The sequence below is a fragment of the Billgrantia sp. Q4P2 genome (genome assembly GCF_052806135.1).
The window spans coordinates 400,879-425,298 of sequence record NZ_JBRBAI010000003.1; the positions used below are offsets into that span (position 1 = coordinate 400,879).

Annotated in this window: 20 protein-coding genes; 1 reads left to right on the forward strand and 19 read right to left on the reverse strand. The window is 65.6% G+C overall.

Annotation, left to right across the window (positions count from 1 at the left end):
• Window positions 1-424: 424 nt before the first annotated feature.
• The 5 genes from ACUY1T_RS07325 to rho form a co-directional block, all read right to left on the reverse strand.
• The gene (locus tag ACUY1T_RS07325) at window positions 425-550 is read right to left on the reverse strand and encodes a hypothetical protein (protein ID WP_263582378.1); all 126 of its coding nucleotides are present in this window, start codon (window positions 548-550) and stop codon (window positions 425-427) included.
• A 41-nt stretch (window positions 551-591) separates the two neighbouring features.
• A complete protein-coding gene (folM, locus tag ACUY1T_RS07330) occupies window positions 592-1,305 on the reverse strand; it encodes a dihydromonapterin reductase (protein WP_446021419.1) in 714 nt (237 codons plus the stop codon).
• Window positions 1,302-2,081, reverse strand: coding sequence for an NAD(P)H-flavin reductase (locus ACUY1T_RS07335; protein ID WP_446021421.1), 780 nt, complete (start codon window positions 2,079-2,081; stop codon window positions 1,302-1,304). Before ACUY1T_RS07335 ends, folM begins: the two co-directional genes overlap by 4 nt.
• Window positions 2,078-3,577 (reverse strand): 4-hydroxy-3-polyprenylbenzoate decarboxylase, encoded by a 1,500-nt coding sequence (ubiD, locus tag ACUY1T_RS07340; RefSeq protein WP_446021422.1) that lies wholly within the window; start codon window positions 3,575-3,577, stop codon window positions 2,078-2,080. Before ubiD ends, ACUY1T_RS07335 begins: the two co-directional genes overlap by 4 nt.
• Before the next feature lie 227 nt (window positions 3,578-3,804).
• Window positions 3,805-5,064 (reverse strand): transcription termination factor Rho, encoded by a 1,260-nt coding sequence (gene rho / locus ACUY1T_RS07345; RefSeq protein WP_167112395.1) that lies wholly within the window; start codon window positions 5,062-5,064, stop codon window positions 3,805-3,807.
• Window positions 5,065-5,525: 461 nt separating this feature from the next.
• On the opposite strand from rho, the gene ACUY1T_RS07350 reads away from it, so the two are divergent.
• Window positions 5,526-6,500: a Ppx/GppA phosphatase family protein gene (locus ACUY1T_RS07350; protein ID WP_446021424.1), complete on the forward strand. Its 975-nt coding sequence runs from the start codon at window positions 5,526-5,528 to the stop codon at window positions 6,498-6,500.
• Window position 6,501: 1 nt separating this feature from the next.
• Here the strand turns inward: ACUY1T_RS07350 and tilS are convergent, their stop codons facing one another.
• From tilS to uppS, 14 genes are all read right to left on the reverse strand, one after another.
• The gene (gene tilS / locus ACUY1T_RS07355) at window positions 6,502-7,791 is read right to left on the reverse strand and encodes a tRNA lysidine(34) synthetase TilS (RefSeq protein WP_446021426.1); all 1,290 of its coding nucleotides are present in this window, start codon (window positions 7,789-7,791) and stop codon (window positions 6,502-6,504) included.
• A 141-nt stretch (window positions 7,792-7,932) separates the two neighbouring features.
• The gene (accA, locus tag ACUY1T_RS07360) at window positions 7,933-8,886 is read right to left on the reverse strand and encodes an acetyl-CoA carboxylase carboxyl transferase subunit alpha (RefSeq protein WP_446021428.1); all 954 of its coding nucleotides are present in this window, start codon (window positions 8,884-8,886) and stop codon (window positions 7,933-7,935) included.
• A gap of 391 nt (window positions 8,887-9,277) precedes the next feature.
• On the reverse strand, window positions 9,278-12,781 hold the full coding sequence (gene dnaE, locus ACUY1T_RS07365; protein WP_446021430.1) for a DNA polymerase III subunit alpha: 3,504 nt from the start codon (window positions 12,779-12,781) through the stop codon (window positions 9,278-9,280).
• Window positions 12,782-12,913: 132 nt separating this feature from the next.
• A complete protein-coding gene (rnhB, locus tag ACUY1T_RS07370) occupies window positions 12,914-13,525 on the reverse strand; it encodes a ribonuclease HII (protein WP_446021432.1) in 612 nt (203 codons plus the stop codon).
• The gene (lpxB, locus tag ACUY1T_RS07375; RefSeq protein WP_446021434.1) at window positions 13,522-14,745 is read right to left on the reverse strand and encodes a lipid-A-disaccharide synthase; all 1,224 of its coding nucleotides are present in this window, start codon (window positions 14,743-14,745) and stop codon (window positions 13,522-13,524) included. The genes rnhB and lpxB overlap by 4 nt, the downstream gene beginning before the upstream one ends.
• A gap of 23 nt (window positions 14,746-14,768) precedes the next feature.
• Window positions 14,769-15,536 carry an acyl-ACP--UDP-N-acetylglucosamine O-acyltransferase gene (gene lpxA, locus ACUY1T_RS07380; RefSeq protein ID WP_446021435.1) on the reverse strand — a complete coding sequence of 256 codons (768 nt, stop codon included), beginning with the start codon at window positions 15,534-15,536 and terminating at the stop codon, window positions 14,769-14,771.
• A complete protein-coding gene (fabZ, locus tag ACUY1T_RS07385) occupies window positions 15,533-15,976 on the reverse strand; it encodes a 3-hydroxyacyl-ACP dehydratase FabZ (RefSeq protein WP_446021437.1) in 444 nt (147 codons plus the stop codon). The genes lpxA and fabZ overlap by 4 nt, the downstream gene beginning before the upstream one ends.
• A 119-nt stretch (window positions 15,977-16,095) precedes the next feature.
• Window positions 16,096-17,136, reverse strand: a complete 1,041-nt coding sequence (gene lpxD / locus ACUY1T_RS07390) for a UDP-3-O-(3-hydroxymyristoyl)glucosamine N-acyltransferase (protein WP_446021438.1) — start codon at window positions 17,134-17,136, stop codon at window positions 16,096-16,098.
• Window positions 17,137-17,184: 48 nt separating this feature from the next.
• Entirely contained in the window at window positions 17,185-17,691 is a 507-nt protein-coding gene (locus ACUY1T_RS07395; protein WP_446021440.1) for an OmpH family outer membrane protein, read from the reverse strand.
• Between the two features lie 25 nt (window positions 17,692-17,716).
• Entirely contained in the window at window positions 17,717-20,059 is a 2,343-nt protein-coding gene (bamA, locus tag ACUY1T_RS07400; RefSeq protein ID WP_446021441.1) for an outer membrane protein assembly factor BamA, read from the reverse strand.
• Window positions 20,060-20,179: 120 nt separating this feature from the next.
• Window positions 20,180-21,538 (reverse strand): sigma E protease regulator RseP, encoded by a 1,359-nt coding sequence (gene rseP / locus ACUY1T_RS07405; RefSeq protein ID WP_446021443.1) that lies wholly within the window; start codon window positions 21,536-21,538, stop codon window positions 20,180-20,182.
• Between the two features lie 43 nt (window positions 21,539-21,581).
• A complete protein-coding gene (gene ispC / locus ACUY1T_RS07410) occupies window positions 21,582-22,775 on the reverse strand; it encodes a 1-deoxy-D-xylulose-5-phosphate reductoisomerase (protein WP_446021445.1) in 1,194 nt (397 codons plus the stop codon).
• 16 nt (window positions 22,776-22,791) lie between these two features.
• Window positions 22,792-23,592 carry a phosphatidate cytidylyltransferase gene (locus tag ACUY1T_RS07415; protein WP_446021447.1) on the reverse strand — a complete coding sequence of 267 codons (801 nt, stop codon included), beginning with the start codon at window positions 23,590-23,592 and terminating at the stop codon, window positions 22,792-22,794.
• Window positions 23,585-24,361: a polyprenyl diphosphate synthase gene (gene uppS, locus ACUY1T_RS07420; RefSeq protein ID WP_446021448.1), complete on the reverse strand. Its 777-nt coding sequence runs from the start codon at window positions 24,359-24,361 to the stop codon at window positions 23,585-23,587. Before uppS ends, ACUY1T_RS07415 begins: the two co-directional genes overlap by 8 nt.
• Window positions 24,362-24,420 lie beyond the last annotated feature (59 nt).

A 24,420-nucleotide genomic window follows, 5' to 3' on the forward strand; every position in this document is an offset into this window, starting at 1 on the left:
CGGAGGTGGCGCACTGGACCGACCGCGTGGCGCTAAATCGCCAGCCATAATCCCAGCCATAATAGTCGTGGCGAGAGTGGGCGGCGAAAGTGGCGCTGCGTGCGGTCATGGTACGTCTCCTCTGGTTGAATTCGAGTGTTTTACAACGCAAAACCCCCGGTCGGGGTTGCCGACCGGGGGTTTCTGGGGAGGCAACCCGGTTAGGGTGTGCCTGCGCAGCCGTCCTCGTTCAGGACCCAGCCACGGGCACACCGGTACTAAACCAATACCAATACGGACCACCGAAGCCGACGCCACGCGCCTGCGCCGCGCACGGGGCGCAGGCAAAGGCGTTATCGGTCGAGTGTCGGTTCGGTGTCATGGTCGTCTCCCGGTGTTCTGGCTTCATCGTGCCCCATCAGGGCAGGCTTGGCAAGCGTGGCGGTCAGCCCGCGAACACCTGGTACCAGCCGATCGTGGCCGGCAGTGCGCTCATGCTGACCAGTACCACCAAGCCCAGCACTATCGACAGCAGGCCGCTGTCGTCCTTGAAGTCATGGTCGTTTGCCATGTTGGTTCCTCATTCGCGAGTTTGTCAGGGAGAGAAGTATTCTAGCGAAGGTGGCGACCGCCATCGACCGGAAGCGTGATACCGGTGACGTAGCGGTTGTCGAGCAGGTAGCGCAGGCTCTGGTAGATCACTCCCGGTCCCGGCACCATCTCCATCGCCGACTTGGCCCTGGCTTTTTCGGCATAGGCCGCATCGTCGCCTTCGCCCAGCATGATCAATGCCGGCGCGATGGCGTTGACCTGGATCGTCGGGGCATACATCGCCGCGAACGACAGCGTCAGGTTGGCGAGACCGGCCTTGGTGGCAGCGTAGGCCGCATGCTTCTTCGAGCCCTTCTGCACCACGTAGTCGGTCATGTGCACGATGTCGCGCTGGGGTTCGCTGCAGGCCTCGAGCAGCTCACGACCATGCAGGTTGATCAGGTAGGGCGCCAGCATGTGCACGCGGAACAATCGCTCGAAGTTGGCCCCGGCTGTTTCATCCTGAACGTCGGGCGACCAGTCGCTGGCATTGTGCACGATGGCCCGCAGCGAGGATGTCTCGCCCTTGAGCCGGGCGATGAAGTCGAGAATGCCGGCCTCACTGGCGAAATCCGCCTGCAGCGTCACGATACCGCGCGCGCGCAGGGCATCGAGTTCGGGTCGCTCGCGGCGGTAGCTGACGATGACCGGATGGCCATCCTCGGCCAGGCGCTCGGCGCAGTGGCGCCCCAGGCGCTGGACGCCACCGGTGATCAGGATCGGCGCGGCGCTCACCGCGCGCTCCCCCGCCTCAGCACGCCGGCGGTGGGTACCAGCGGCTGGCGCGGCGCATAGGCGAAGACGTCGGAGAATACCCGCGACGGCTCGAGGCCCAGCGAGGCCAGCACGTCGACACAGGCATAGACCATGCCCGGCGAGCCGGAGAGATAGACGTCGTAGCCGCTGATGTCCTCGAGCCCGGCGGCCAGCGCCTGGTCGATGCGGCCCAGGTGACCCTGGACGCGGACACCGGTCACCGGGGGCTCCGGCGCCACCTCGGTAACCACATGGAAGCGCACGCTGTCGTGCTGCTCGGCCCACTCCCGCGGCAGGCTCTCGAGGTACAGGTCGCGGCGCTCGCGGGATGCCCACCACAGCTCGATAGGCCGCTCCGGCGCTTGGTGCAGCGAGGCCTCGACGATGGCCTTCATCTGGGCGAAGCCGGTACCGGCGGCGACCAGCAGCAGCGGGCGCCGGCTGGTCGAATCCAGCACGCAGTCGCCGCCCGGCAGACGTATCGTCAGGTGGTGCGCCACCACGATCAGCTCGCGCAGCCGGGCGGAGTTCTCACGCTCCGGCCAGTGCTGGATGTGCAGCTCAAGGGTACCGTCGCCGGCATGGGCACTGGCAATGGAGAAGGGTACCCAGGTCTCGTCGTCCAGCTTGAGTTCGAGATACTGGCCCGGGTCGTGGGCCATGGCCTCGGCACGCCCTTCCAGGCGCACGCGGAACACGTCGGGGGTCAGGTCCTCCACTGCCGTCACTTGGCAGGTCAGGGTCCTCGGGGTCATGCAGGCCTCTTGTCGTCAGGGTGGGGGGGCAGTGGGATACCCAGCTCGTTCCAGCGTTCGCTGACACGGGCCTTGACGGCCTCGTCCATGACGATGGGCGTGCCCCATTCTCGATCGGTCTCGCCGGGCCACTTGCTGGTGGCGTCCAGCCCCATCTTCGAGCCAAGCCCCGCCACGGGTGAGGCGAAGTCGAGATAGTCGATGGGCGTGTTCTCGACCAGCACGGTATCCCGGGCCGGGTCCATGCGGGTGGTGATGGCCCAGATCACGTCCTTCCAGTCGCGGGCGTCGACGTCGTCGTCGAGCACCACCACGAACTTGGTGTACATGAACTGGCGCAGGAAGCTCCATACGCCCATCATCACCCGCTTGGCATGCCCCGGGTACTGCTTCTTCATGGTCACTACCGCCATGCGGTAGGAGCAGCCCTCCGGCGGCAGGTAGAAATCGACGATCTCGGGAAACTGCTTGCGCAGGATCGGCACGAACACTTCGTTGAGCGCGAGTCCCAATATCGCCGGTTCGTCGGGAGGTCTTCCGGTGTAGGTCGAATGATAGATGGCGTCGCGGCGCAGGGTCATGCGCGTCACCGTGAAGACCGGAAATTCGTCGACCTCGTTGTAGTAGCCGGTGTGGTCGCCGTAAGGGCCTTCCGGCGCCGTGTCGTCGGGGTAGATGAAGCCCTCGAGGATGATCTCGGCCGAGGCCGGCACCTCGAGATCGGCGTGACCGCACTTGACCAGTTCGGTGCGGGAGCCACGCAGCAGCCCGGCGAAGGCGTACTCGGAGAGCGAATCCGGCACCGGGGTCACCGCGCCGAGAATCGTTGCCGGGTCGGCGCCCAACGCCACCGCCACCGGGAAGGGCTCGCCGGGGTTCGTCTGCTGGAACTCCTGGAAGTCCAGCGCACCGCCACGATGGGACAACCAGCGCATGATCAGCCGGTTCCTGGAGAGCTTCTGCTGGCGGTAGATGCCCAGGTTCTGGCGCTTCTTGTGCGGCCCGCGGGTCACCACCAGCGGCCAGGTGATCAGCGGGGCGGCATCGCCGGGCCAGCAGTGCTGGATCGGCAGCCGGTCGAGGTCGACCTCGTCGCCCTCCAGCACCACCTGCTGCACCGGGGCCGAGCGCACCGTCTTGGGCCCCATGCTCATCACCTGCTTGAAGATCGGCAGCTTGTCCCAGGCATCGCGAAAGCCCTTGGGCGGCTCGGGCTCCTTGAGGAAGGCGAGCAGCTCGCCCACCTCGCGCAGGGCCGAGACCGAGTCCTGGCCCATGCCCATGGCAACCCGCTTCGGCGTGCCGAACAGGTTGCCGAGCAGCGGCATGTCATGCCCCTTGACGTTCTCGAACAGCAGCGCCGGGCCGCCGGCGCGCAGGGTGCGGTCGCAGATCTCGGTGATCTCGAGGTAGGGGTCCACCTCGGCAGTCACGCGTATCAGCTCGCCCTGGGCCTCAAGGGCCGCGATGAAGTCGCGCAGGTCGTTGTACTTCATTCCATTTCCCGTTTCCGGAACGACGAAAGGGGCAGCATAGCATGCCGCCCCTTTCTCTTTGACTGCCGGCCCGCTCGCCTTGAATTAGAAGCCAAAGCGTTGAGAGCTGGCCGTTGCGAGCTAGGGCGAGACAAGGCGGAAAACAGCGAAAGCGCGGAGTTTACTTTAGTAAATGAGCAGCTTGAGCTGTTTCCCAACGCCGTATCGTCGAGCGCAGCAGGCCAGAATCAACGTCTTTTCATGGCCTCGAAGAACTCGAGGTTCGTCTTGGTATCCTTCAGGCGGTCGATGAGGAATTCCGTCGCCGCGGTGTCATCCATCGGGTTGAGCAGCTTGCGCAGGATCCACATGCGCTGCATCTCGTCTTCGGAGGCGATCAGGTCCTCACGGCGGGTGCCGCTGCGGCGGATGTTGAGGGCCGGGTAGACACGGCGCTCGGCGAGCTTGCGGTCCAGGTGGGCTTCCATGTTGCCGGTGCCCTTGAACTCCTCGAAGATCACCTCGTCCATCTTCGAGCCGGTATCGACCAGCGCGGTGGCGATGATGGTCAGGCTGCCGCCTTCTTCGATGTTACGCGCGGCACCGAAGAAGCGCTTGGGCTTCTCCAGGGCGTGGGCGTCGACACCGCCGGTGAGTACCTTGCCGGAACTCGGCACCACGGTGTTGTAGGCGCGCGCCAGGCGGGTGATGGAGTCGAGCAGGATGACCACGTCCTTCTTGTGCTCGACCAGGCGCTTGGCCTTCTCGATGACCATCTCGGCGACCTGCACGTGGCGCGCCGGCGGCTCGTCGAAGGTCGAGGCGACCACCTCGCCGCGCACGGTGCGCGACATCTCGGTCACCTCTTCCGGACGCTCGTCGATCAACAGCACGATCAGGTGACACTCGGGATTGTTGCGCGTGATCGAGGTGGCGATGTTCTGCAGCATCAGCGTCTTGCCCGCCTTGGGCGGCGAGACGATCAGGCCGCGCTGGCCCTTGCCGATGGGTGCGGTGAGATCGATGATGCGCGCGGTGAGATCCTCGGTGGAGCCGTTGCCGATCTCCATGCGCAGCCGCTCCTGGGGGAACAGCGGCGTGAGGTTCTCGAACAGGATCTTGTGCTTGGCGTTTTCCGGCTTGTCGAAGTTGATCTGGCTGACCTTGAGCAGCGCGAAGTAGCGCTCCCCTTCCTTCGGCGGACGAATCTTGCCGGAGATCGAGTCACCCTTGCGCAGGTTGAAGCGACGGATCTGCGACGGCGAGACATAGATGTCGTCGGGGCCGGCCAGGTAGGAACTGTCGGCGCTGCGCAGGAAGCCGAAGCCGTCCTGGAGGATTTCGAGTACACCATCGCCGTAGATATCCTCGCCGCTCTTGGCGTGCTTCTTGAGGATGGCAAAGATGATGTCCTGCTTGCGCGAGCGGGCCAGGTTGTCGATGCCCATCTCACGGGCGATCTCCAGGAGGTCCGGCACGGATTTTTGCTTGAGTTCGGTAAGATTCATCGGTGCGTTCGGAAGTTGCTCATGTCAGCGTGGCGGCACGGCGGCCGTGGGAATGGTGCGGAGAAAAAACGGTACGCCGCTTGGGTGCGTTCAGAGCCCGGGAGGCTGTCGCTCATGAGCGATGCCCGTCGCGGTACGACCACTCTGCGTAAGGGTCACCGGCACGGTATCGTGTTCGAGGGAGCAGCGCTTCTTGTCGCCTGGACTCATCGCCTGGTGCGTTTCAAGTGCCACCATGGCTACCGGCACATGACAACGAGCGACAAAAAAGGGGCTGACTGACGACTTGATGTTGACCGCGACGCGGACGTCGTGTCTCGGTCGGAAAGCATTCGGAACAGGCGAACGACCCGATGTTAGTCAAGGCCGGCGTGGAACGCAACCCTGGAGATCAACCTTGCACGATTGACACGCTCGTGGAGTCGCCGCACCCTTTAGCCATTCGCTATCAGGATGCTTCGATGAATTCACCCACGGAACGGCCCCAGCTCGTCAGCGACGCCTCCGATACGTGCCAGGCACAGCGCCTGGCTGCGATCGATCTAGGTTCCAACAGCTTTCACTTGTTGGTCGCACACCATCAGGATGACCGGCTGGCGGTCGTGGCCCGACTGGGTGAGAAGGTGCAGCTAGCCGCCGGCCTCGACGCCACCAATTGTCTGGACGAAGCCTCGATGCAGCGTGCCATGGCATGTCTCTCCCGCTTCGCTCCGCTGCTGGACGGTGTCGCCGCCGACCGTCTGCGCGTGGTGGGTACCAGCGCGCTGCGCACGGCACGCAACCGGCGGTCCTTCATTACCCGCGCAGAGGCGCTGCTGGGCTGTCGCGTCGAGGTGATACCGGGGCAGGAGGAGGCCCGCCTGATCTACCTGGGCGCGGCCCACGCCCTGGCCGAGAGCGGTCGCCGCCTGGTCGTCGACATCGGCGGAGGTTCCACTGAATTCATCGTCGGCGAGCAGCTAGAGCCCCTGATGCTGGAGAGCCTCGACATCGGTTGCGTCACCCATACCCAGCGTCACTTCACCGATGGCCAGCTGAGCGAGGCCCGCATGCGCCAGGCCGAAGCGGACGTATTGGCACGGCTCGCACCGCTCCAGGCGAGCTACCGCGAGCTGGGCTGGGACGAGGCGCTGGGCTCCAGCGGCACCATCAAGGCGGCCGCCTCGGTGCTTGCTACCAGCGGCGGCACACCCGGCGAGATCAGCCGGAGTGGCTTGCTGGAGCTGCGTCAGCGGTTGATCGACTGCGGCCATCTCGATCGGGTCGCCCTGGAGGGGCTCAAGCCCGATCGTGCGCGTATCTTTCCCGCCGGTGTGGCGATTCTCGGAGCGATTTTCGAGGCGTTCGAGCTGACCACGATGCGCTATGCCGATGGTGCGCTGCGCGAAGGTGTGCTGCACGACATGCTGGCCCGCGACATCTCACGCCGGTACTAAGTCACTCCCCGACAACCGACGCTCGCCACCCTTCGGCCACCGCCAGCCAGCGTACCGAATCGGGCTGAAACGCCGCAACGGGCGCACCGTCGTACCAGGCCACCAGCAGCCGCTCACGCTCCCAGGGCGGCACGCTCATCTCCTGTAACAGGCGCTTGAGATCCCGCCCTCCTCGCCCCGCCAGGCGCAGCCGCTCTCCCCCTTGTCGTGCCATCAGGGTCAGCGCTACCGGGCGGCCGTCAGTTGGAACCAGTGCAGCGTGCAGCTCCCCCCAGGGCAATGGCAACGGTGCCATGCCATTCCACTCGGCACGCCAATCTGCCGCCATGACCGCGAACTTCGGCCGCAGATAGAGGCAGCCGCGCCATATCCGTGCCTCGACATCCTCCCAGTCGACCCGCACCCGAGCGTCGGGGCGCGCCTCGAGTTGTGCCAGCAGGCTCGCGAGACGCGCCGATGGCGGCATCGCCAGCCCCAGCCGGTGGCAGACATGGCGGACCAGAGAACGTTGGCGTTCCGGCGCAAGCGCCACGAGCCCCACCAGCGGCACATGGGTGGGATCGCCGCCGAGGGCAGCCAGGTCGCCTTCAGCGAGCGCTTCGATCAGCGTGTCGGCCTCGGCGGCGTGGCGCGCGCTGCTCGCCAATGCCTCGGCCGCATGCGGCCAACGCTGCGTCAGCAGCGGTATCACCGAACGCCGCAGGAAGTTTCGGTCTAGCGCCTCGTCGGCGTTGGAGGGGTCGTCGACCCAGCTAAGACCCAGCCGCTCGGCTTCGGCCTCGAGTTCGGCCCGCGAGCAAGCGAGCAGCGGGCGGACGAGGCGCCTTCCCCGCCATTCGCGGCCTGGCGGCATGCCCGCCAGGCCGCGCACGCCGCTGCCCCGCAGGGCAGCGAGCAGGAAGGTTTCGGCCTGGTCGTCGCGATGCTGAGCCAGCCATAGCGTCTCGCCCGGTGCCACACGGCGGGCGAAGGCGGCGTAGCGTGCCTGTCTTGCCGCGCCTTCGAGCCCCAGCCCGGCGGCCTGGTCGACCGTCACACGTTCGACGAACAGCGGCACGCCGAGCCGCGAGGCGAGCCGCCGGCAGTGGGCCTCGAAGTCGTCGGCGGCGGCCTGCAGGCCGTGATGGACATGTAGCGCATGGATCGAGCGCGGATGGCGTCGACAGGCCGCGGCGGCGAGCGTGAGCAGCAGCGAGGAGTCCAGCCCGCCGGAAAGCGCCACCCAGACGACACGCCCCGGCGGGGTCTGAGCCAAGGCGTGCTCGATCAAATCTTGTAATTGCTCAGCCATGACCAACTCCCCTGAACCCGCGGGGCCGCTTCGAGCGAAGATCAGGCTAGGCGGAGAAGACCGAGAAAGCGCAGTTTACTTTAGTAAATGAGCATTGAGAGGTCTTCTCCAACAATGCCTGACCGAGCGCAGAAAGGCCCATCAGGCAGGGGCGCCATAGCTCATCAGACGCTCATAGCGGCGTTCCAGCAGCGCCTCGGTATCCATCGCCTCGAGGCGATCGAGGCTCGACAGAAGGGCGTCCCTGACCCGCTCGGCAGTGGTCTGCGGATGACGGTGGGCACCGCCCAGCGGTTCCTCGATCAGGGTATCGACGAAGCCCAGCTCCTTGAGCCGCTCGGCGGTGATGCCCATGGCCTGGGCGGCGTCGGCGGCTTTCTCGGCGCTCTTCCACAGGATGGAGGCGCAGCCTTCGGGCGAGATGACCGAATAGGTGGAGTACTGCAGCATGGCCAGCTCGTCGCACACGCCGATGGCCAGCGCCCCACCCGAGCCGCCCTCACCCACCACGGTGGAGAGGATCGGCGTCTTGAGCCGCGACATCACCGCCAGGTTGTAGGCGATGGCCTCGCTCTGGCCGCGCTCCTCGGCATCGATGCCGGGATAGGCGCCCGGTGTGTCGATGAAGGTGAGCACCGGCATCTTGAAGCGCTCGGCCATTTCCATCAGGCGGCACGCCTTGCGGTAGCCCTCGGGACGCGGCATGCCGAAGTTGCGGCGCACCTTCTCCTTCACGTCGCGGCCCTTCTGGTGGCCGATGACCATGACCGGGCGGTCGTCGAGGCGGGCGATGCCGCCGACGATGGCCGGATCGTCGGCGAAGCGGCGGTCGCCGTGCAGCTCATCGAAGTCGGTGAAGATGTGCTCGAGGTAGTCGAGCGTATAGGGGCGCTGGGGGTGGCGCGAGAGCTGCGACACCTGCCACGGGCTCAAGTCCTTGAAGATCGACTCGGTGAGCTTGCGGCTCTTCTCCTCGAGGCGACCGATCTCGTCGCTGAGGTTGAGCTTGCTGTCGTTGCCGACCAGGCGCAGTTCTTCGATCTTGGCCTGGAGTTCGGCGATGGGCTGTTCGAAATCGAGGTAGTTGGGATTCATAGTGGCTGGGCCGCCTTGTCTTTGCTGTCGCCGGAGCATGATGAACGCTGTTCGCCCCGGAAGCCATAAAATCGAGTGTCGGGCATTATCGCACCCTCAACGCACGGCGCAAGGCACGGAACAGCGGCTTTTCCGGCGACAGGTCTCTGCGGAGGCGCTGTGAACCCATCCCTGGGCGCTACCTTTTCCATCCCTGGAAAAGGACCTCCGCCGCGACCTGTCCCCGGCGCCGCTCGCAGCCAAGGTGGTGAGCCCAGATCCTGTCGAAAAGTCGGCGAGCGATGGTCAGACAAGGCAAAAAACGGCGCAAAAGCGGAGTTTACTTTAGTAAATGAGCATTTTAAGCCGTTTTTTAACGCCGTATAACCGAGCGCAGGCACTTTTCTTAGGCCTAGCGGTATTTGAGGCGCACGCCATCCTGCCCTTCCACCTCGCGCAGCGCGATCAGCAGCTCGTCGCTGGGGGCCACGCGCCACTGCGCGTCCAGCTCCAGCCAGCCGGCGGCCGCGTCGTTGCGGTAACGCAGGCGTACCGGCAGGCCGCCGTCGTCGCGGTGCGGCGTGAGGCTGTCGCGCAGGGTGTCGATCAGGCGACCGTTGACCCGCGTGCCGTCCAGCGAGAGTTCCACCGCCTCGCCATAGCGGGCGCGGGCGGCCACCATCGGCGTGACATCCTTGCCGCGCAGGCGCAGGCCGCCGGAGAAGTCGTCGCTGGAGACCTCGCCCTCGACGATCAGCACCTGGTCGGCCTCGATCTGGCCGCGCAGGGAATCGAACAGCTCGCCGAACAGCGACGCCTCGATGCGTCCGGTGCGGTCGTCCAGAGTGATGAAGGCCATGGTGTCGCCGCGCTTGGACTTCATGGTACGCATGGCCACCACCAGGCCCGCCACCCGCTGCGGCTCACGCGAGGGCTTGAGGTCGCTGATACGCGTGGAGACGAAACGCGCCAGCTCCTTCTCGTACTCGTCGATGGGATGGCCGGTGAGGTAGAGCCCCAGGGTCTCCTTCTCGCCTGCCAGGCGCTCCTTGTCGGTCCACTCCCGGGCGCGGCGATAGGCCTCGTAGGGATCGCTCTCGACCGCGTCGTCGACGAAGGCTTCGCCGAACATGTCCATCATGCCCAGGTTCTGGTTGGTCTGGGTCTGGGCCGCGGCACGCAGGGCGTCGTCGAGCGCGGCGGCCAGCACCGCCCGGTTCGGCCCCAGGTTGTCCAGCGCCCCCGAGCGAATCAATGCTTCCAGGGTGCGCTTGTTCATGCGCTTGGGGTCGACCCGCCGGCAGAAGTCGAACAGATCGGCGAACGGCCCGTCGGTCTCGCGCGCCTCGACGATGGCGCCGATCGGCCCCTCGCCCACGCCGCGGATGGCCCCCAGGCCGTAGACCACGCGCCCTTCGGTATCCACGGTGAACTTGTAGGCGCCGATGTTGACGTCCGGTGGGGTCACGGTCAGGCCGATACGCCGCGACTCCTCGATCAGCGGCACCACCTTGTCGAGGTTGTCCATTTCGGTGGACATCACCGCGGCCATGAAGGGGCCGGGGTAGTGTGCCTTGAGCCAGGCGGTCTGGTAGGAGACCAGGCCGTAGGCCGCCGAGTGCGACTTGTTGAAGCCGTAGCCGGCGAATTTCTCCACCAGGTCGAAGATGTTGCCGGCCAGTTCCTTGTCGATACCGTTGGCCGCGCAGCCCTCCATGAAGCCGGCACGCTGCTTGGCCATCTCCTCGGGCTTCTTCTTGCCCATCGCCCGGCGCAGCATGTCGGCCTGGCCCAGGCTGTAGCCCGCCAGCACCTGGGCGATCTGCATCACCTGCTCCTGGTAGAGGATGATGCCGTAGGTGGGCTCCAGCACCGGCTTGAGCCACTCGTGCTGGTAGTCCGGGTGCGGGTAGGAGATCTCGGCGCGGCCGTGCTTACGGTTGATGAAGTCGTCGACCATGCCCGACTGCAACGGCCCCGGGCGGAACAGCGCCACCAGGGCGATCATGTCCTCCAGCGAGTCGGGCAGCAGGCGCTTGATCAGCTCCTTCATGCCACGCGATTCGAGCTGGAACACCGCCGTGGTCTCGGCGCGCTTGAGCATCTCGAAGGTGGGCCCGTCGTCGAGCGGGATGCTGTCGATATTGAGCGGACCCTCGCCCTTGACGGCGCGCACCTTGTCGACCATCTCCAGCGCCCAGTCGATGATGGTCAGGGTGCGCAGGCCGAGGAAGTCGAACTTGACCAGCCCGGCCTCCTCGATGTCGTTCTTGTCGAACTGCACGACCAGGCCGTTGCCCTCCTCGTCGCACAGCAGCGGCGAGAAGTCGGTGAGCTTGGTCGGCGCAATCACCACGCCGCCAGCGTGCTTGCCGGTGCCGCGGGTGATGCCCTCGAGCTTGACCGCCATCTCCCAGATCTCGGCGGCCTCCTCGTCATTCTCGATGAACTCCTTGAGGGCAGGCTCCGCCTCGATGGCCTTGGACAGCGTCATGCCGACCTCGAAGGGGATCAGCTTGGAGAGCTTGTCGCCGAGCGAATAGGGCTTGCCCTGGGCACGAGCCACGTCGCGCACCACCGCCTTGGCCGCCATGGTGCCGAAGGTGACGATCTGCGACACGGCGTTGCGGCCGTAGCGGTCGGCCACGTACTCGATCACCCGGTCGCGCTTCTCCATGCAGAAGTCGACGTCGAAGTCGGGCATCGAGACCCGCTCGGGGTTGAGGAAGCGCTCGAACAGCAGATCGTATTCCAGCGGATCGAGGTCGGTGATCTTCTGTGCATAGGCCACCAGGGAGCCTGCGCCGGAACCGCGCCCCGGCCCCACCGGGACGTCGTTGTCCTTGGCCCACTGGATGAAGTCCATCACGATCAGGAAGTAGCCGGGGAAGCCCATCTGGATGATGATGTCGAGCTCGAAGTCCAGCCGCTCGCGATAGCGCTTGTCGATCTCGGCGAACTCGGCGCCGCCACGCGGATACTTCTCGGCCGGGTAGAGGAAGTCGAGGCGCTCGGTGAGGCCGTCGTGGGAGACCTTGCGGAAGTACTCATCCTGGGTCATGCCCTCGGGGATCTCGAACTCCGGCAGGAAGATCTCGCCCAGGCGCACGTCGACGTTGCAGCGCGCGGCGATCATCACGCTGTTCTCGAGCGCCTCGGGAATGTCGGCGAACAGCTCCGCCATCTCCGCCGGGCTCTTGAGGTACTGCTCCTCGGTATACTTGCGTTCGCGGCGCGGGTCGTCCAGCGCCTTGCCCTCGCCGATGGAGACGCGGGTCTCGTGAGCCCAGAAGTCGTCACGTTCGAGGAAGCGCACGTCGTTGGTGGCCACCACCGGCGTGCCGCTGGCCATGGCGAGCGCCACCGAAAGGTGCACGCACTCCTCCTCCAGCGGTCGCCCGGTACGGATCAGCTCCAGGTAGAAGCGATCCGGGAAGGCGGCCTTCCACTCGTCGAGCAGCGTGCGCGCCTCGTCGCGATGATCGGCCAGCAAATGGCGGCCGATCTCGCCTTCGCGGCCGCCGGAAAGCGCGATCAGTCCCTCGCTCTGGGCCAGCACCCAGCGCTTGTCGAGCAGTGCCCGTCCCTGGCGCTGCCCCTCCATCCAGCCGCGCGAGATCAGTTCGGTGAGGTTGCGATAGCCGACTCCGTTCATCGCCAGCAGCGTCAGGCGATAAGGGTGCGTCTCGTCATGGGGGTTGGTGAGCCACAGGTCGGCGCCGATCACCGGCTTGAGTCCGCTGCCCTGGGCGCCACGGTAGAACTTGACCAGGCCGAACAGGTTGGATTCGTCGGTCACCGCCAGCGCCGGCATGCCCTGCTCGGCAGTCGCCTTGAGCAGTGGCTTGAGCCGCACCAGGCCGTCGACCAGGGAGTATTCGGTGTGGACGCGCAGGTGTACGAAGGGCGTGGTCATAAGAGGCTCGGGGCTTGGCGGTAAATGGTCGATACGTAAAACAGGCTATCGATCCTGCGGTATGGCTCAGGCTTAGAGTCCTGCTCCGCTCGGGCGGATCCGGCGCCCTCGATACTGGGAGCGGCTAATGGTCTAGAGCAGCTCGAGCTGCCCCTTCAACGGAGCGAAGGAGCGACGATGCTCCGGCAGCGGCCCGAGACGCTCCAGCGCATCCAGGTGCTCGGGCGTGGCGTAGCCCTTGTGGCGGGCGAAACCGTACTCGGGAAACAGGCCATCGAGCACCACCATCTGGGCGTCGCGGGCCACCTTGGCCAGTATCGAAGCCGCGGCAATGGCCGGATGGCGAGCATCGCCCTTGACGATCGCCTGGCCGGGGACATGATGCCCGGGCAGGCGATTGCCGTCCACCAGCAGGTACTCCGGCACGAGCGGCAGCGCATCGATCGCCCGCCGCATGGCCAGATGCGTGGCATGATAGATATTGAGTTCGTCGACCTCGGCGTGGCTCGCCTCGGCCACGGCAAACGCCAGTGCCTTGTCGCGAATCTCGGCGTCGAGCGTCGTGCGACGCAGCGGCGTGAGCTTCTTCGAGTCGGTCAGGCCTTCGATGGGACGCAGCGGGTCAAGGATCACCGCGGCCGCGACCACCGCCCCGATCAGCGGCCCACGGCCCACCTCGTCGACGCCGGCCAGCAGGTGGCCCTGGTAATCGATCGTCAGCGGTGGCAGTTGGCACTCGTTCATGCCTCGTTCCTCTTGTCTGACACCATGGTGACTCGTTCCAGCGCTTCGCTCGCCACCGACTCGGGCAGCGGCTGCCCTGCGACCAGCGCCTCGATGGCTTCGACCGCCCTCGCGCTGGCATTGCGCTGCAGCCCGGCATGCATGGCGGCGAAGCGCTCCTCGATGGCGGTACGTCCCTCGGCATCGTCGAGCATCGCCCCCATGCGCTCGACGATCGCCTCGACGCTGACGGCATCCTGGATCAGTTCGGGGACCAGCGTTTCCTGGGCGATCAGATTGGGCAGCGAGATCCACTGCGTCTTGACCAGCCGGCTCGCCAGCCAATGGGTCAGTGGCGCCATGCGATAGCCGACCAGCATCGAACGGTGGCAGAGCATCGCCTCCAGCGCGGCGGTTCCCGATGCCAGCAGCACGGCGTCGCTGGCGACCATCGCCTGACGGGCCTGGCCGTCGAGCAGCACGGCTTGCTCGGCAAGCAGCGGCCGGTGCTCGAGAAGCCCTTCGAGGGCTTCGCGCCGCAGTGGGGTCGCTGCCGGAATCACCACCTTCAGCGCCGGGCGGTCGCGACACAGCCGCTCGGCGGCGTCGAGAAAGGTCTCACCGAGAAAGCGAATCTCGTTGGCCCGCGAGCCCGGCAGCACGGCCAGCACCGGACCGCTTGACAACAAGCCGAGCTCGGCACGGGCGCCGGCACGATCGTTGGACAATGGCAGCTCGTCGGCCAGCGGATGGCCGACGAAGGCCACCGGCAGGCGATGACGCTCGTAGAAGGCCGCTTCGAAGGGCAGGAAGGTGAGCATGGCATCCACCGAGCGGGCAATGCCCTTCACCCTGCCCTGACGCCATGCCCACACCGTGGGGCTGACGTAATGCACCGTGGTGAGGCCCGCCTCGCGTAGCTGACGCTCGAGGCCGAGATTGAAGTCGGGCGCATCGATACCGATCATGACGTCCGGCTGCCAGGCCAGCGCATCGGCTCGCAGGGTGCGGCGCACCCGGATGAGTTCTGGCAGGTGCTTGAGCACTTCCACCAGCCCCATGACCGAAAGCGTCTCGAGTGGAAAGCGGCTGTCGATCCCTTCGGCGATCATGCCCGGACCACCGATTCCGCGAAATTGCACTTGCGGATGACGCGCCTTCAAGGCGCGCATCAGGCTCGCTCCGAGCAGGTCACCGGACATTTCGCCAGCAACGATGTAGACACGCGCAATCTTGCTCATATCGGAACCGTGACCAGGTCGTGTCAGCGTACGATGCCCCGTGTCGAGACTTCGATAGAGGCGGCAAAGGCTTCGGTTTCGGCCAGCGAGTAGCGGCTGCGGATCTCCTCCAGCGCCTGGGCGACGGTCAGTCCCTGGCGATAGACCAGCCGGTAGCTCTCGCCCAGAGCCTTGATCGCCTCGGCCGAGAAGCCGCGACGCTTGAGTCCGATCAGGTTGAGCCCGTGGGCCTGGGCCGGATTGCCGTTGATCATGATGAAGGCCGGAGTATCCTTGGTGATGATCGAACCGCCGCCGGCCATGGCGTAATCGCCAAAGTGGCAGAATTGATGAATGGCCGACAGCCCGCCGAGGATGACGAAGTTGCCCAGGGTGACGTGGCCGGCCAGGGTCGCCTGGTTGGCCAGCACGCAATCGTTGCCGATGACACAGTCGTGGCCCACGTGCACGTAGGCCATGAACAGATTGCGCGAGCCGATGGTGGTCTCGCCACGATCCTGGGCGGTACCGCGATGCAGCGTCACGCCCTCGCGGATGACGTTGTCGTCGCCCATCACCAGTCGCGTCGGCTCACCGGCATACTTCTTGTCCTGGCAGTCTTCGCCTACGGAGGCGAACTGGAAGATACGGGTCCGCGCCCCCAGTACGGTCGGTCCCTTGATGACCACATGCGGGCCGATACGGCTGCCAGGGCCGATCTCGACATCGGGCCCGATCACACTGAAGGGTCCGACTTCCACATCCTCGGCCAGACGTGCCCCGGGGTCGACGATGGCAGTGGTATGTATCAAGAAACCTTCCTCTCCGCACAGATGACATCAGCCTCGCAGGCCAGCTCACCGTCTACCGTAGCACGACAGGCGAATTTCCAGATGCCACGCTTTTCACGTTCGACCTTCGCTTCCAGTCGCAGGCGATCCCCCGGCATTACCGGCCGTTTGAAACGCACGTTGTCGCTACCCACCAGGTAATAGACATAGCCATCGGCGGGCAGCTTGTTGACGGTCTTGAAGCCGAGGATGCCACAGGCCTGGGCCAGCGCCTCGAGCACCAGTACACCAGGCATGATCGGATGGTGAGGGAAATGACCGTTGAAGAACGGCTCGTTGATGCTGACATTCTTGTAAGCAACGATGGATTCACCGAGGTTCAGTTCCATTACCCGATCGATCAGCAGAAAAGGGTATCGGTGCGGCAGATACTCACGAATCTCGTTGATGTCCATTACCATCGTAGCGACCTCTGAAATGAAGTAGGGAAGCCATCGCGAGCGTTATCGCGCGTCGCCCCGGCTTCCCGAAACAATGCCTGCATCGGCAGGCGGGAATTATAGCGCCGCCCGATCCCGTCTCAACCCTCTTGGCTGCGCTTCTCGAGACGCGACAGACGCCTGGCCATGTCATCGAGCTGCTTGAAACGCACCGCGTTCTTGCGCCATTGGGCATTGGCCATGGCCCCGGTGCCCGAGGAATAGACGCCCGGTTCGTGGATCGAATTGGTCACCAGGCTCATGCCGGTGACCTGCACCCCGTCACAGATCGTCAGGTGCCCGGAGAGCCCCACGCCGCCACCCAGCATACAGTTCCTGCCCACCCGGGTGGAGCCGGCGATGCCGACGCAGCCGGCCAGCGCCGTGTGCTCGCCGATATGCACGTTGTGCGCGATTTGCACCTGGCTGTCGATCTTTACGTCGTTGCCGATCACGGTATCGTCGAGTGCGCCGCGATCGATGCTGGAGCAGCTTCCCACTTCGACGTCGTCGCCCAGCACCACGCCACCGAGCTGGGCGATCTTGTGCCAGCGGCTACCATCGTGGGCAAAGCCGAAGCCATCCCCGCCGATCACACAGCCACTGTGCAGAATGGCCCGTGCCCCGACGATCACACCATGGCAGACGGTGACGTTGGGGTGCAGACGCGAACCGGCGCCGATACGCGAGCCCGCCCCGATGAAGCAGCCGGCTCCGACCACCACCTCGTCACCCAGCTCGACGCCGGCTTCGATAACGGCATTGGGACCGATCTCGACCCGCTCGCCAAGCGCCACGTCGTCGGCCACCACGGCCGATGGGTGAATGCTTCCCTGCGGTGTTGCCAGGATGGGGTCGAACAGCTGCGACAGGTGGGCATAGCCAAGATAAGGGTTCTGTAGCTCCAGGCGGGCCACCGGGCAGGACTTGGCATGCTCGGGATGCAACAACACGGCCCCGGCCCGCGCGCTGGCAAGATCCTTCAAATAGGAGCGGTTGGCCACGAAGGCCACCTGGCCGGGGCCAGCCTCCTTGAGCGTGGCCAAGCCCCTGACCCGATGGCTGCCATCGCCAACCAGGTGGGCGCCGAGCCGTTCGGCAAGCTCGGCCAGGGTGAATTCTGGAGTAGCAGGGTGCGTCATGGAAACCCGTATCGACAGCGTGCGGCGGTACCGGACCGCCACAATGGATCAGTTGAGAGAATTGAGTATCTCGATCACTTCACCCGTCAGGTTGGGCAGATCCCGATCGGAATGCAGCACACCCTGGGGTTCCACCAGTACCTGGACGCCATGCCGTGAAATGACCTGCTCCACGGCCTGATCGAGCTTCGGCTCGGCCTGCTGCAGAAACTCCTGCTCGGCACGCATCTGCTCTTCCATGATCTGCTGGCGCAGCTGTTCGAAGCGGCTGCCCTTCTGCTGGAACTCCTGGATCAGGGACTGGCGTTGGGCATCGGGAAGGCTATCGCCCTCCTGCTGCAACCGCTGCTGCAGCTGGGACAGTTCCTGGCCCAGCGACTGCGCCTCCTGCTGCTGCCCGGCCAGGCGGCTCTCGAGCTCCTGCATGGAGCGCTGGGCGGCATCGGAGGCGAGCAGCGCCTGGCGCCAATCCAGCACCGCAACCTCGGCCGAGTGGGCCGGTGCGGCCAGGGCGACGAACAGGCCCAGGCAGAGAATGGCTGTCAACTTACGCATGTGGGATACCCTCCTGGGGGTCGGATCAGAAGGTCTGACCCAGCGAGAATTGGAAGAACTGGGTGTCGTCGCCGCTCTCGTCATTGAGCGGCTCGGCGATACTGAAGGTCAGCGGGCCTACCGGCGTCAGCCAGGAGAGTCCCACGCCGATGCTGTAGCGCAGCTCGCCCAGGTCGACACCCGACGAGCAGCGTGAAGGGCCGTCCCCTTCCACGACCGGATAGCAGCTGGTCAGGAAGGTGTTGCCGGCGTCGACGAAGAAGCCGGTCTGCAGCGAACGCTGGTCCTCGATGAAGGGTAGCGGGAAGAGCAGCTCGGCGCTGCCTTCGACCAGCACGTTACCGCCCAGGGTACGGTCACGCCCGGATTCGCGCGGCGTGGTGCGCTGACCAAGGGTGTTGCCGGTAAAACCACGCACCGAACCCAGACCACCGGCGAAGAAGTTCTCATAGAACGGATAGGGGTCGCTGCCAATGCTGTCGGCATAGCCCAGGGTGGTACCGAACTTCAGCGCCCAGGTCTCCTCCTCGTTGAGGGCGAAGAGCTGCTGGGCACGGGCGCGCAGCTTGAAGTAGTCGGCATCGCTGCCGGGAGCGGCAGTCTCCAGCGACAGGCGCTGATAATCACCGGAGGTGGGCATGATGCCACGGTTGAGGTTGTTGCGCGTCCAGCTCGCGGTGAGCTTGAGACTCTGGGCGTTGTCGCCCTGCTCGTCGACGTAGCGCACGATCTCCGAGGCGGTATCGCGATAGGTCTTGACCGTCAGGTCCTCGATACTGGCGCCGAAATTGAGCCGCGACAGCTCGCTGACCGGATAGCCGAAGTTGATCCCCGCGCCATAGGCGTCGGTGGAGTAGGTCGAGATATCCGAATCCTCGTAGTCGGTCTCGCGATAGAACAGGTTGTAGCCGCGCGAGATGCCGTCCAGGGTCCAGTAAGGATCGGTGTAGCCGAAATTCACGCTGGTGAAGGTATCACTGCGCTGGGCGCCGATGTTGACGCGGTTGCCAGTCCCCAGGAAGTTGTTCTGGGCCAGCGCGGCGCCGTAGATCACCCCGGCACTCTGGGAGAAGCCGATGCTGGCCGAGACCGAGCCGGAGGGTTGCTCTTCCACCGTGTAGGTGACATCGAGCTTGTCAGGTTCGCCAGCCACCGGCTGGGTCTCCACCTCGACCTGGCGGAAGAAGCCCAGACGCTCCAGACGACGGCGCGACTGGCTGATCGACTCGGTCGAGGCCGGCGCCCCCTCCATCTGGATCATCTCGCGGCGCAGCACCTCATCCTGCGTAGTGGTGTTGCCGATGAAGTTGATGCGCCGCACGTAGGCGCGGCGACCCGGGTCGACGGTGAAGGTGAGATCGACGGTGGAACCGTCGGCCCGCGGCTGCGGCACGCCCTCGACCCGGGCAAAGGCGAAGCCCTCGGCACCCAGTCGCGAGCGCAGTGCCTCGGTGGACGCCGTGACGTCGCTGCGCGAGAAGATGTCGCCACTCTCCACCTGCAGCAGGTTGCGCGCCTCGCGCTCGCTGATCTGCAGGTCGCCGACGAAACCGATGTCGCCCAGGCGGTACTGGCCGCCCTCGTCGACGTTGACGGTAACGAAAATCTGCGACTTGTCCGGGCTGATCGAGACCTGCGTGGAAGTGATGTTGAAGTTGACGTAGCCACGGTCGAGGTAGAAGGAGCGCAGCCGCTCCAGATCCCCCGCCAGCGCCTCACGGGAGTACTCGTCCTTGGAGAACCAGCCGAAGAAGCGCCCGGGGCGGTCGTTGAGCTCGAATACCTCGCGCAGCTCATCGTCGTCGAACTGGCGATTGCCGACGATATTGATCTGGCGGATCTTGGCCACGGCGCCTTCGTTGATGTCGATGTCGACCTGGACCCGGCCCTCGTCGATCTCGCGAACGCTGGTTTCGATGCGGGCGCTGTAGCGCCCCTGGGCCTGGTAGACGCCTTCGAGTTCACGCTGGATGTCCTCGAGCGTCGAGATCTGCAGCACCTGGCCTTCCGCCAGCCCGCCTTCGCGCAGCCCGCGGCGCAGATCTTCTTCGGAAAGCCGACGGTTGCCGCTGATGTTGAGCCGGGAAATGGTCGGTCGTTCGACGACCTGGATCACCAGCACATTGCCGTCGCGGGCAAGCTGAATGTCCTCGAACAGGCCGGTGGCGAACAAGCTGCGGGCTGCCTCGGCAAGCTCGCGGTCATCCACCTGGTCTCGTGCGCTGATGGGAAAGGCGTTGAAGACGGAGGCGGCGGAAACCCGCTGCAGCCCTTCCACGCGAATGTCGGAAACTTCAAAAGATTCGGCCAGCACCGTACTGGAACCGGCCAGCAGCAGTGCCGCCAGTCCGAGGGTCTTGATATTCATGCAGTCGCTTCGCTCGCGTTGATCCGCCTGCCTGTCCAGACAGGCACCATATACATATGTGCGGGTGACTGACAAGGCAGAGCGAAGCTCTGCCTCCCTGTGCCCCGATAGGGGCGCTTGCTACCAGAGACGCATCAGATCGAAATACAGGGCCATCAGCATCAGCATGCCGACCAGCGCCAGACCGATCCGCAGCCCGAACGCCTGGGCCCGCTCCGACACCGGCCGGCCGCGCACTACCTCGACGAAATAATAAAGCAGGTGGCCGCCATCAAGTACCGGAATCGGCAAGAGATTGAGCACCGCCAGGCTGATCGAGAGATAGGCCAGAAAACTGACGAAGCTCTCCAGCCCCGTGCGCGCCGTATCTCCCGCCATCTGGGCAATGGTGATGGGGCCCGACAGATTGGTCGGAGAAATCAGCCCCACCAGCATCTTGCGGATGGCGTCCAGCGTCAGCACGGTCATTTCACCGGTGCGGCTCAATGCCTGTCCCACCGCTGCCACGGGGCCGTAGCGGATCTCGCGCCGAAACTCCTCAGGCCACTCCACCGGCTCGACGCCGGCACCGACATAGCCAATGGCAGCGCCGGTCTCGAGTTCACGTGAGCCCGGCGTGAGCGTCAGCGCCAGACGCTCGTCGCCGCGAGCCACCTCCAGCTCCAGCGTTTCGCCGGGGCTGGCCCGAACCGCGCTGACGAAATCCATCCACTCCTCGACCGGGCCGCCGTTAACCGCCAATATCTCATCGCCGGCACGCAGCCCCGCCTCGGCGGCGGGCTCGCCGTCGATCACCTGGCCCAGCACGGCGGGAAAGCGCGGCTGCCAAGGCGTGATACCGAGCGTGGGCAGTGGCCGGGGCGGGTCCTGGCGCACCAGGTAGTCCTGAACCGGCAGGCGATACTCCCTGGGGTTGGCGGAAGCATCGTCGCGCGCCTGTATCGTCAGCTCGCCGCTGAAGCCGATATCGGCGATAAGGCGTAGGTTGATCTCGTCCCAGGAGCGAACGCCGTTGCCCTGCACTGCGACGATCTCCTGCCCGTGCTGCAGGCCACCACGCGCAGCGGGGGAATCAGGGGTGACGTCGCCCACCACCGGCGCCACCGTCGTGGTACCGGCGACGAACAGCGCCCAGTAGGCGACGATGGCGAGCAGGAAATTGGCCAGCGGTCCCGCCGCGACGATGGCGATACGCTGCCACACCGTCTTGCGGTTGAACGCTTCGTGGAGCTGGTCGCCGGGCACCGGGGCCTCGCGCTCGTCGAGCATCTTGACGTAGCCGCCGAGTGGAATGGCGGCCACGACGAACTCGGTCCCGTGACGGTCGACACGGGACCAGATCGGCTTGCCGAAGCCCACCGAGAAGCGCAGCACCCGAACACCGCAGCGGCGCGCCACCCAGTAGTGGCCGTATTCGTGGAAGGTGATCAACAGGCCCAGCACCACGATGACGGCCAGCACGTTCTGGATCAGGCCCAAAGAAGCCTCCTTGAAAAACTACGTTCTACCGGCGCGAGCCGGCTCAGCGCCTTTCCAGCCACTCGCGAGCTGCCTGGCGCGCCCGGGCATCGGCGCCGAGGATGGTTTCCAGGTCGCCGCCCGCTTCGGCCGGCAGCGCCTCCAGGATTTCGGCCACCAGCTCGCCGATCCCCGGGAAACTCAATCGTCCCGACAGAAAAGCATCGACGGCGACCTCGTTGGCCCCGTTGAGCACCGCTGGTGCCGTGCCGCCTGCCCGCATCGCCTCACGCGCCAACCGCAGGCAGGGAAAGGCAGTCTCGTCGGGCGCCTCGAAGTCGAGCCGGGCGATCTGGAACAGGTCGAGCGCCTCGACGCCGGCCTCGATGCGCTCCGGCCAGGCCAGCCCATAGGCGATCGGCGTGCGCATGTCCGGGTTGCCCAACTGCGCCAGTACCGAACCGTCGCTGTAGGCGGCCATGGAGTGGATCACACTCTGCGGATGCACTACCACCTGCACCTGCTCGGGCCGGGCATCGAACAGCCAGCACGCCTCGATCAGCTCCAGCCCCTTGTTCATCAGCGTGGCGCTGTCCACCGAGATCTTGCGCCCCATCGACCAGTTGGGATGGGCGCAGGCCTGCTCGGGCGTCACCGTGGCCAGGCGCTCACGCGTCCAGCCACGAAAGGGGCCGCCGGAAGCGGTCAACAGCAGTTGGGTCACGCCATGACGGGACAGACCGCCGCGGTGCTCGGGAGGTAGACACTGGTAGATGGCATTATGTTCGGAATCGATCGGCAGCAGCGTGGCGCCATGGTGAACGACGGCATCCATGAACAGCGCGCCGGACATCACCAATGCCTCCTTGTTGGCCAGCAGCACGCGCTTGGCGGCGCGCACCGCGGCAAGCGTCGGCAGCAACCCCGCTGCCCCGACGATGGCAGCCATCACCACATCGACCTCGGCGGCGCCGGCCACCTCGATCAGTGCCTCCTCTCCGGTGCGCACCTCGGTGGCCAGGCCCGCCTGGGACAGGCGTTCGCGCAGCCAGGCGGCATCATGCTCCTCGTCGAGCACCGCCACGGCGGGACGATGCTGCCGACACTGGATCAGCAGCGCCTCACGCGAGCGGTGGGCGGTCAACGCATGCACTCGATAGCGCTCAGGGTGGCGCGCGATCACATCGAGCGTGCTGGTGCCGATGGAACCGGTCGCCCCCAGCACCGTGACGCTCTGCTGCCGGAGAGGCTCGCTCATGTCACAGCCACCCACTTCACAGAACTCCAAGGGAGAGCAGGGCAAAAAGCGGCACGGCGGCGGTCAAGCTGTCGATGCGGTCGAGCACGCCGCCGTGCCCGGGCAGTAGGTTGCTGGAGTCCTTGATGCCGCGAAAACGCTTGAGCATGCTCTCGAACAGGTCGCCGAGTACCGAAACCAGGGCTACCGCCGCGGTAACGACCACGAGTCCCAGGCCTCCCGCCACGCCCAGCCGTTGCCACACGGCGAACAGCAGTGCCAGCAGCAGCGTCACGACCACGCCACCGGCGACGCCTTCCCACGACTTGCCGGGGCTCACCGCCGGTGCCAGCTTGCGCCGGCCCCAGGCACGCCCGCAGAAATAGGCCCCGATATCGGCGCCCCATACCAGCAGCAGCACGTAGAGCAGCCAGATGCCGCCGGTGTCGCGCAGTACGTTGAAACCGACCCAGGTCGGCAGCAGCACCCACAACCCCATGGCCAAGCGCGTGGAAGTGGATTGCCACTGCTCGCGCTGCGCCGGGTAGCGAGTGACCCAGTAGAGATTGACGGCCCAGCCGGCCACCGCCAGCCACAGCGGCCAGACCGTCAGCACCGCACCGAACCACCATAGCAACGCCATCAGCACGGCCAGGCCGGCCACCAGCGCCACGCGCCGGTTCGTTTCGATCACACCGGCGAGGTTGGTCCATTCCCAGGCGGCCAACAGCACGATGGCCCCGGTGAAGGCGGCAAAAAGCCCACCCGAAAGGCCAAACAGGCCGGCCAACATCAGCGGCGCCAGCCACGCCGCGGTAATGATCCGCTGTCTAAGCACCTTCGGCCTCGATCTGTTCGTCGGTCATGCCGAAGCGGCGCTGACGCCGGCGGAAATCGTCCACTGCCAGGTCGAAGGCGGCACCATCGAAATCCGGCCACAGCAGCGGCGTGAAATAGAGCTCGGCGTACGCCATCTGCCATAGCAGGAAGTTCGAGATACGCTGCTCGCCGCTGGTGCGGATACAAAGGTCCACCGGCGCCTCGACGGCCAGGCACAGCTCACTCTGCAGCCGATGCTCGTCGATCATGGCGGGATCGAGCTCGCCGGCCACGGCGCGCTCGGCCAGGCGGCGTGCCGCCGTCGCAATGTCCCAGCGGCCACCGTAGTTGGCGGCAACCACGAGATGCATGCGCCGGTTGTCACGGGTCAGTGCCTCGGCCTTGTCGATGTATTTCTGGATCGAGGAGGAAAAGGCGCTGCGGTCGCCGATCACCGAGAGCCGGATACCGTTGTCGTGCAGCTTTTTCACCTCGCGCTTGAGCGCGATGAGGAAGAGTTCCATCAAGGCACTGACTTCGGCTTCGGGCCGGCGCCAGTTCTCGCTGGAGAAGGCAAATAGGGTAAGAGTCTCGATACCGCGTTCGGCGGCCCGCCGGATCACCGCACGCACGGCCTCGACGCCGGCACGATGGCCACGAATACCCGAAAGCCCACGCGCACGTGCCCAGCGATTATTGCCATCCATGATGATCGCCACGTGTCGCGGCAGGTCGTCGCCGGGCGGCTTCGGTGGCATCTGCGATGCGGAGGTCTGCGCTGACGTCATGGTGTCTCGCAATGAGGGTGGGAGGACGGACAGTGGCACGACAGGCCACTGTCCGGCGC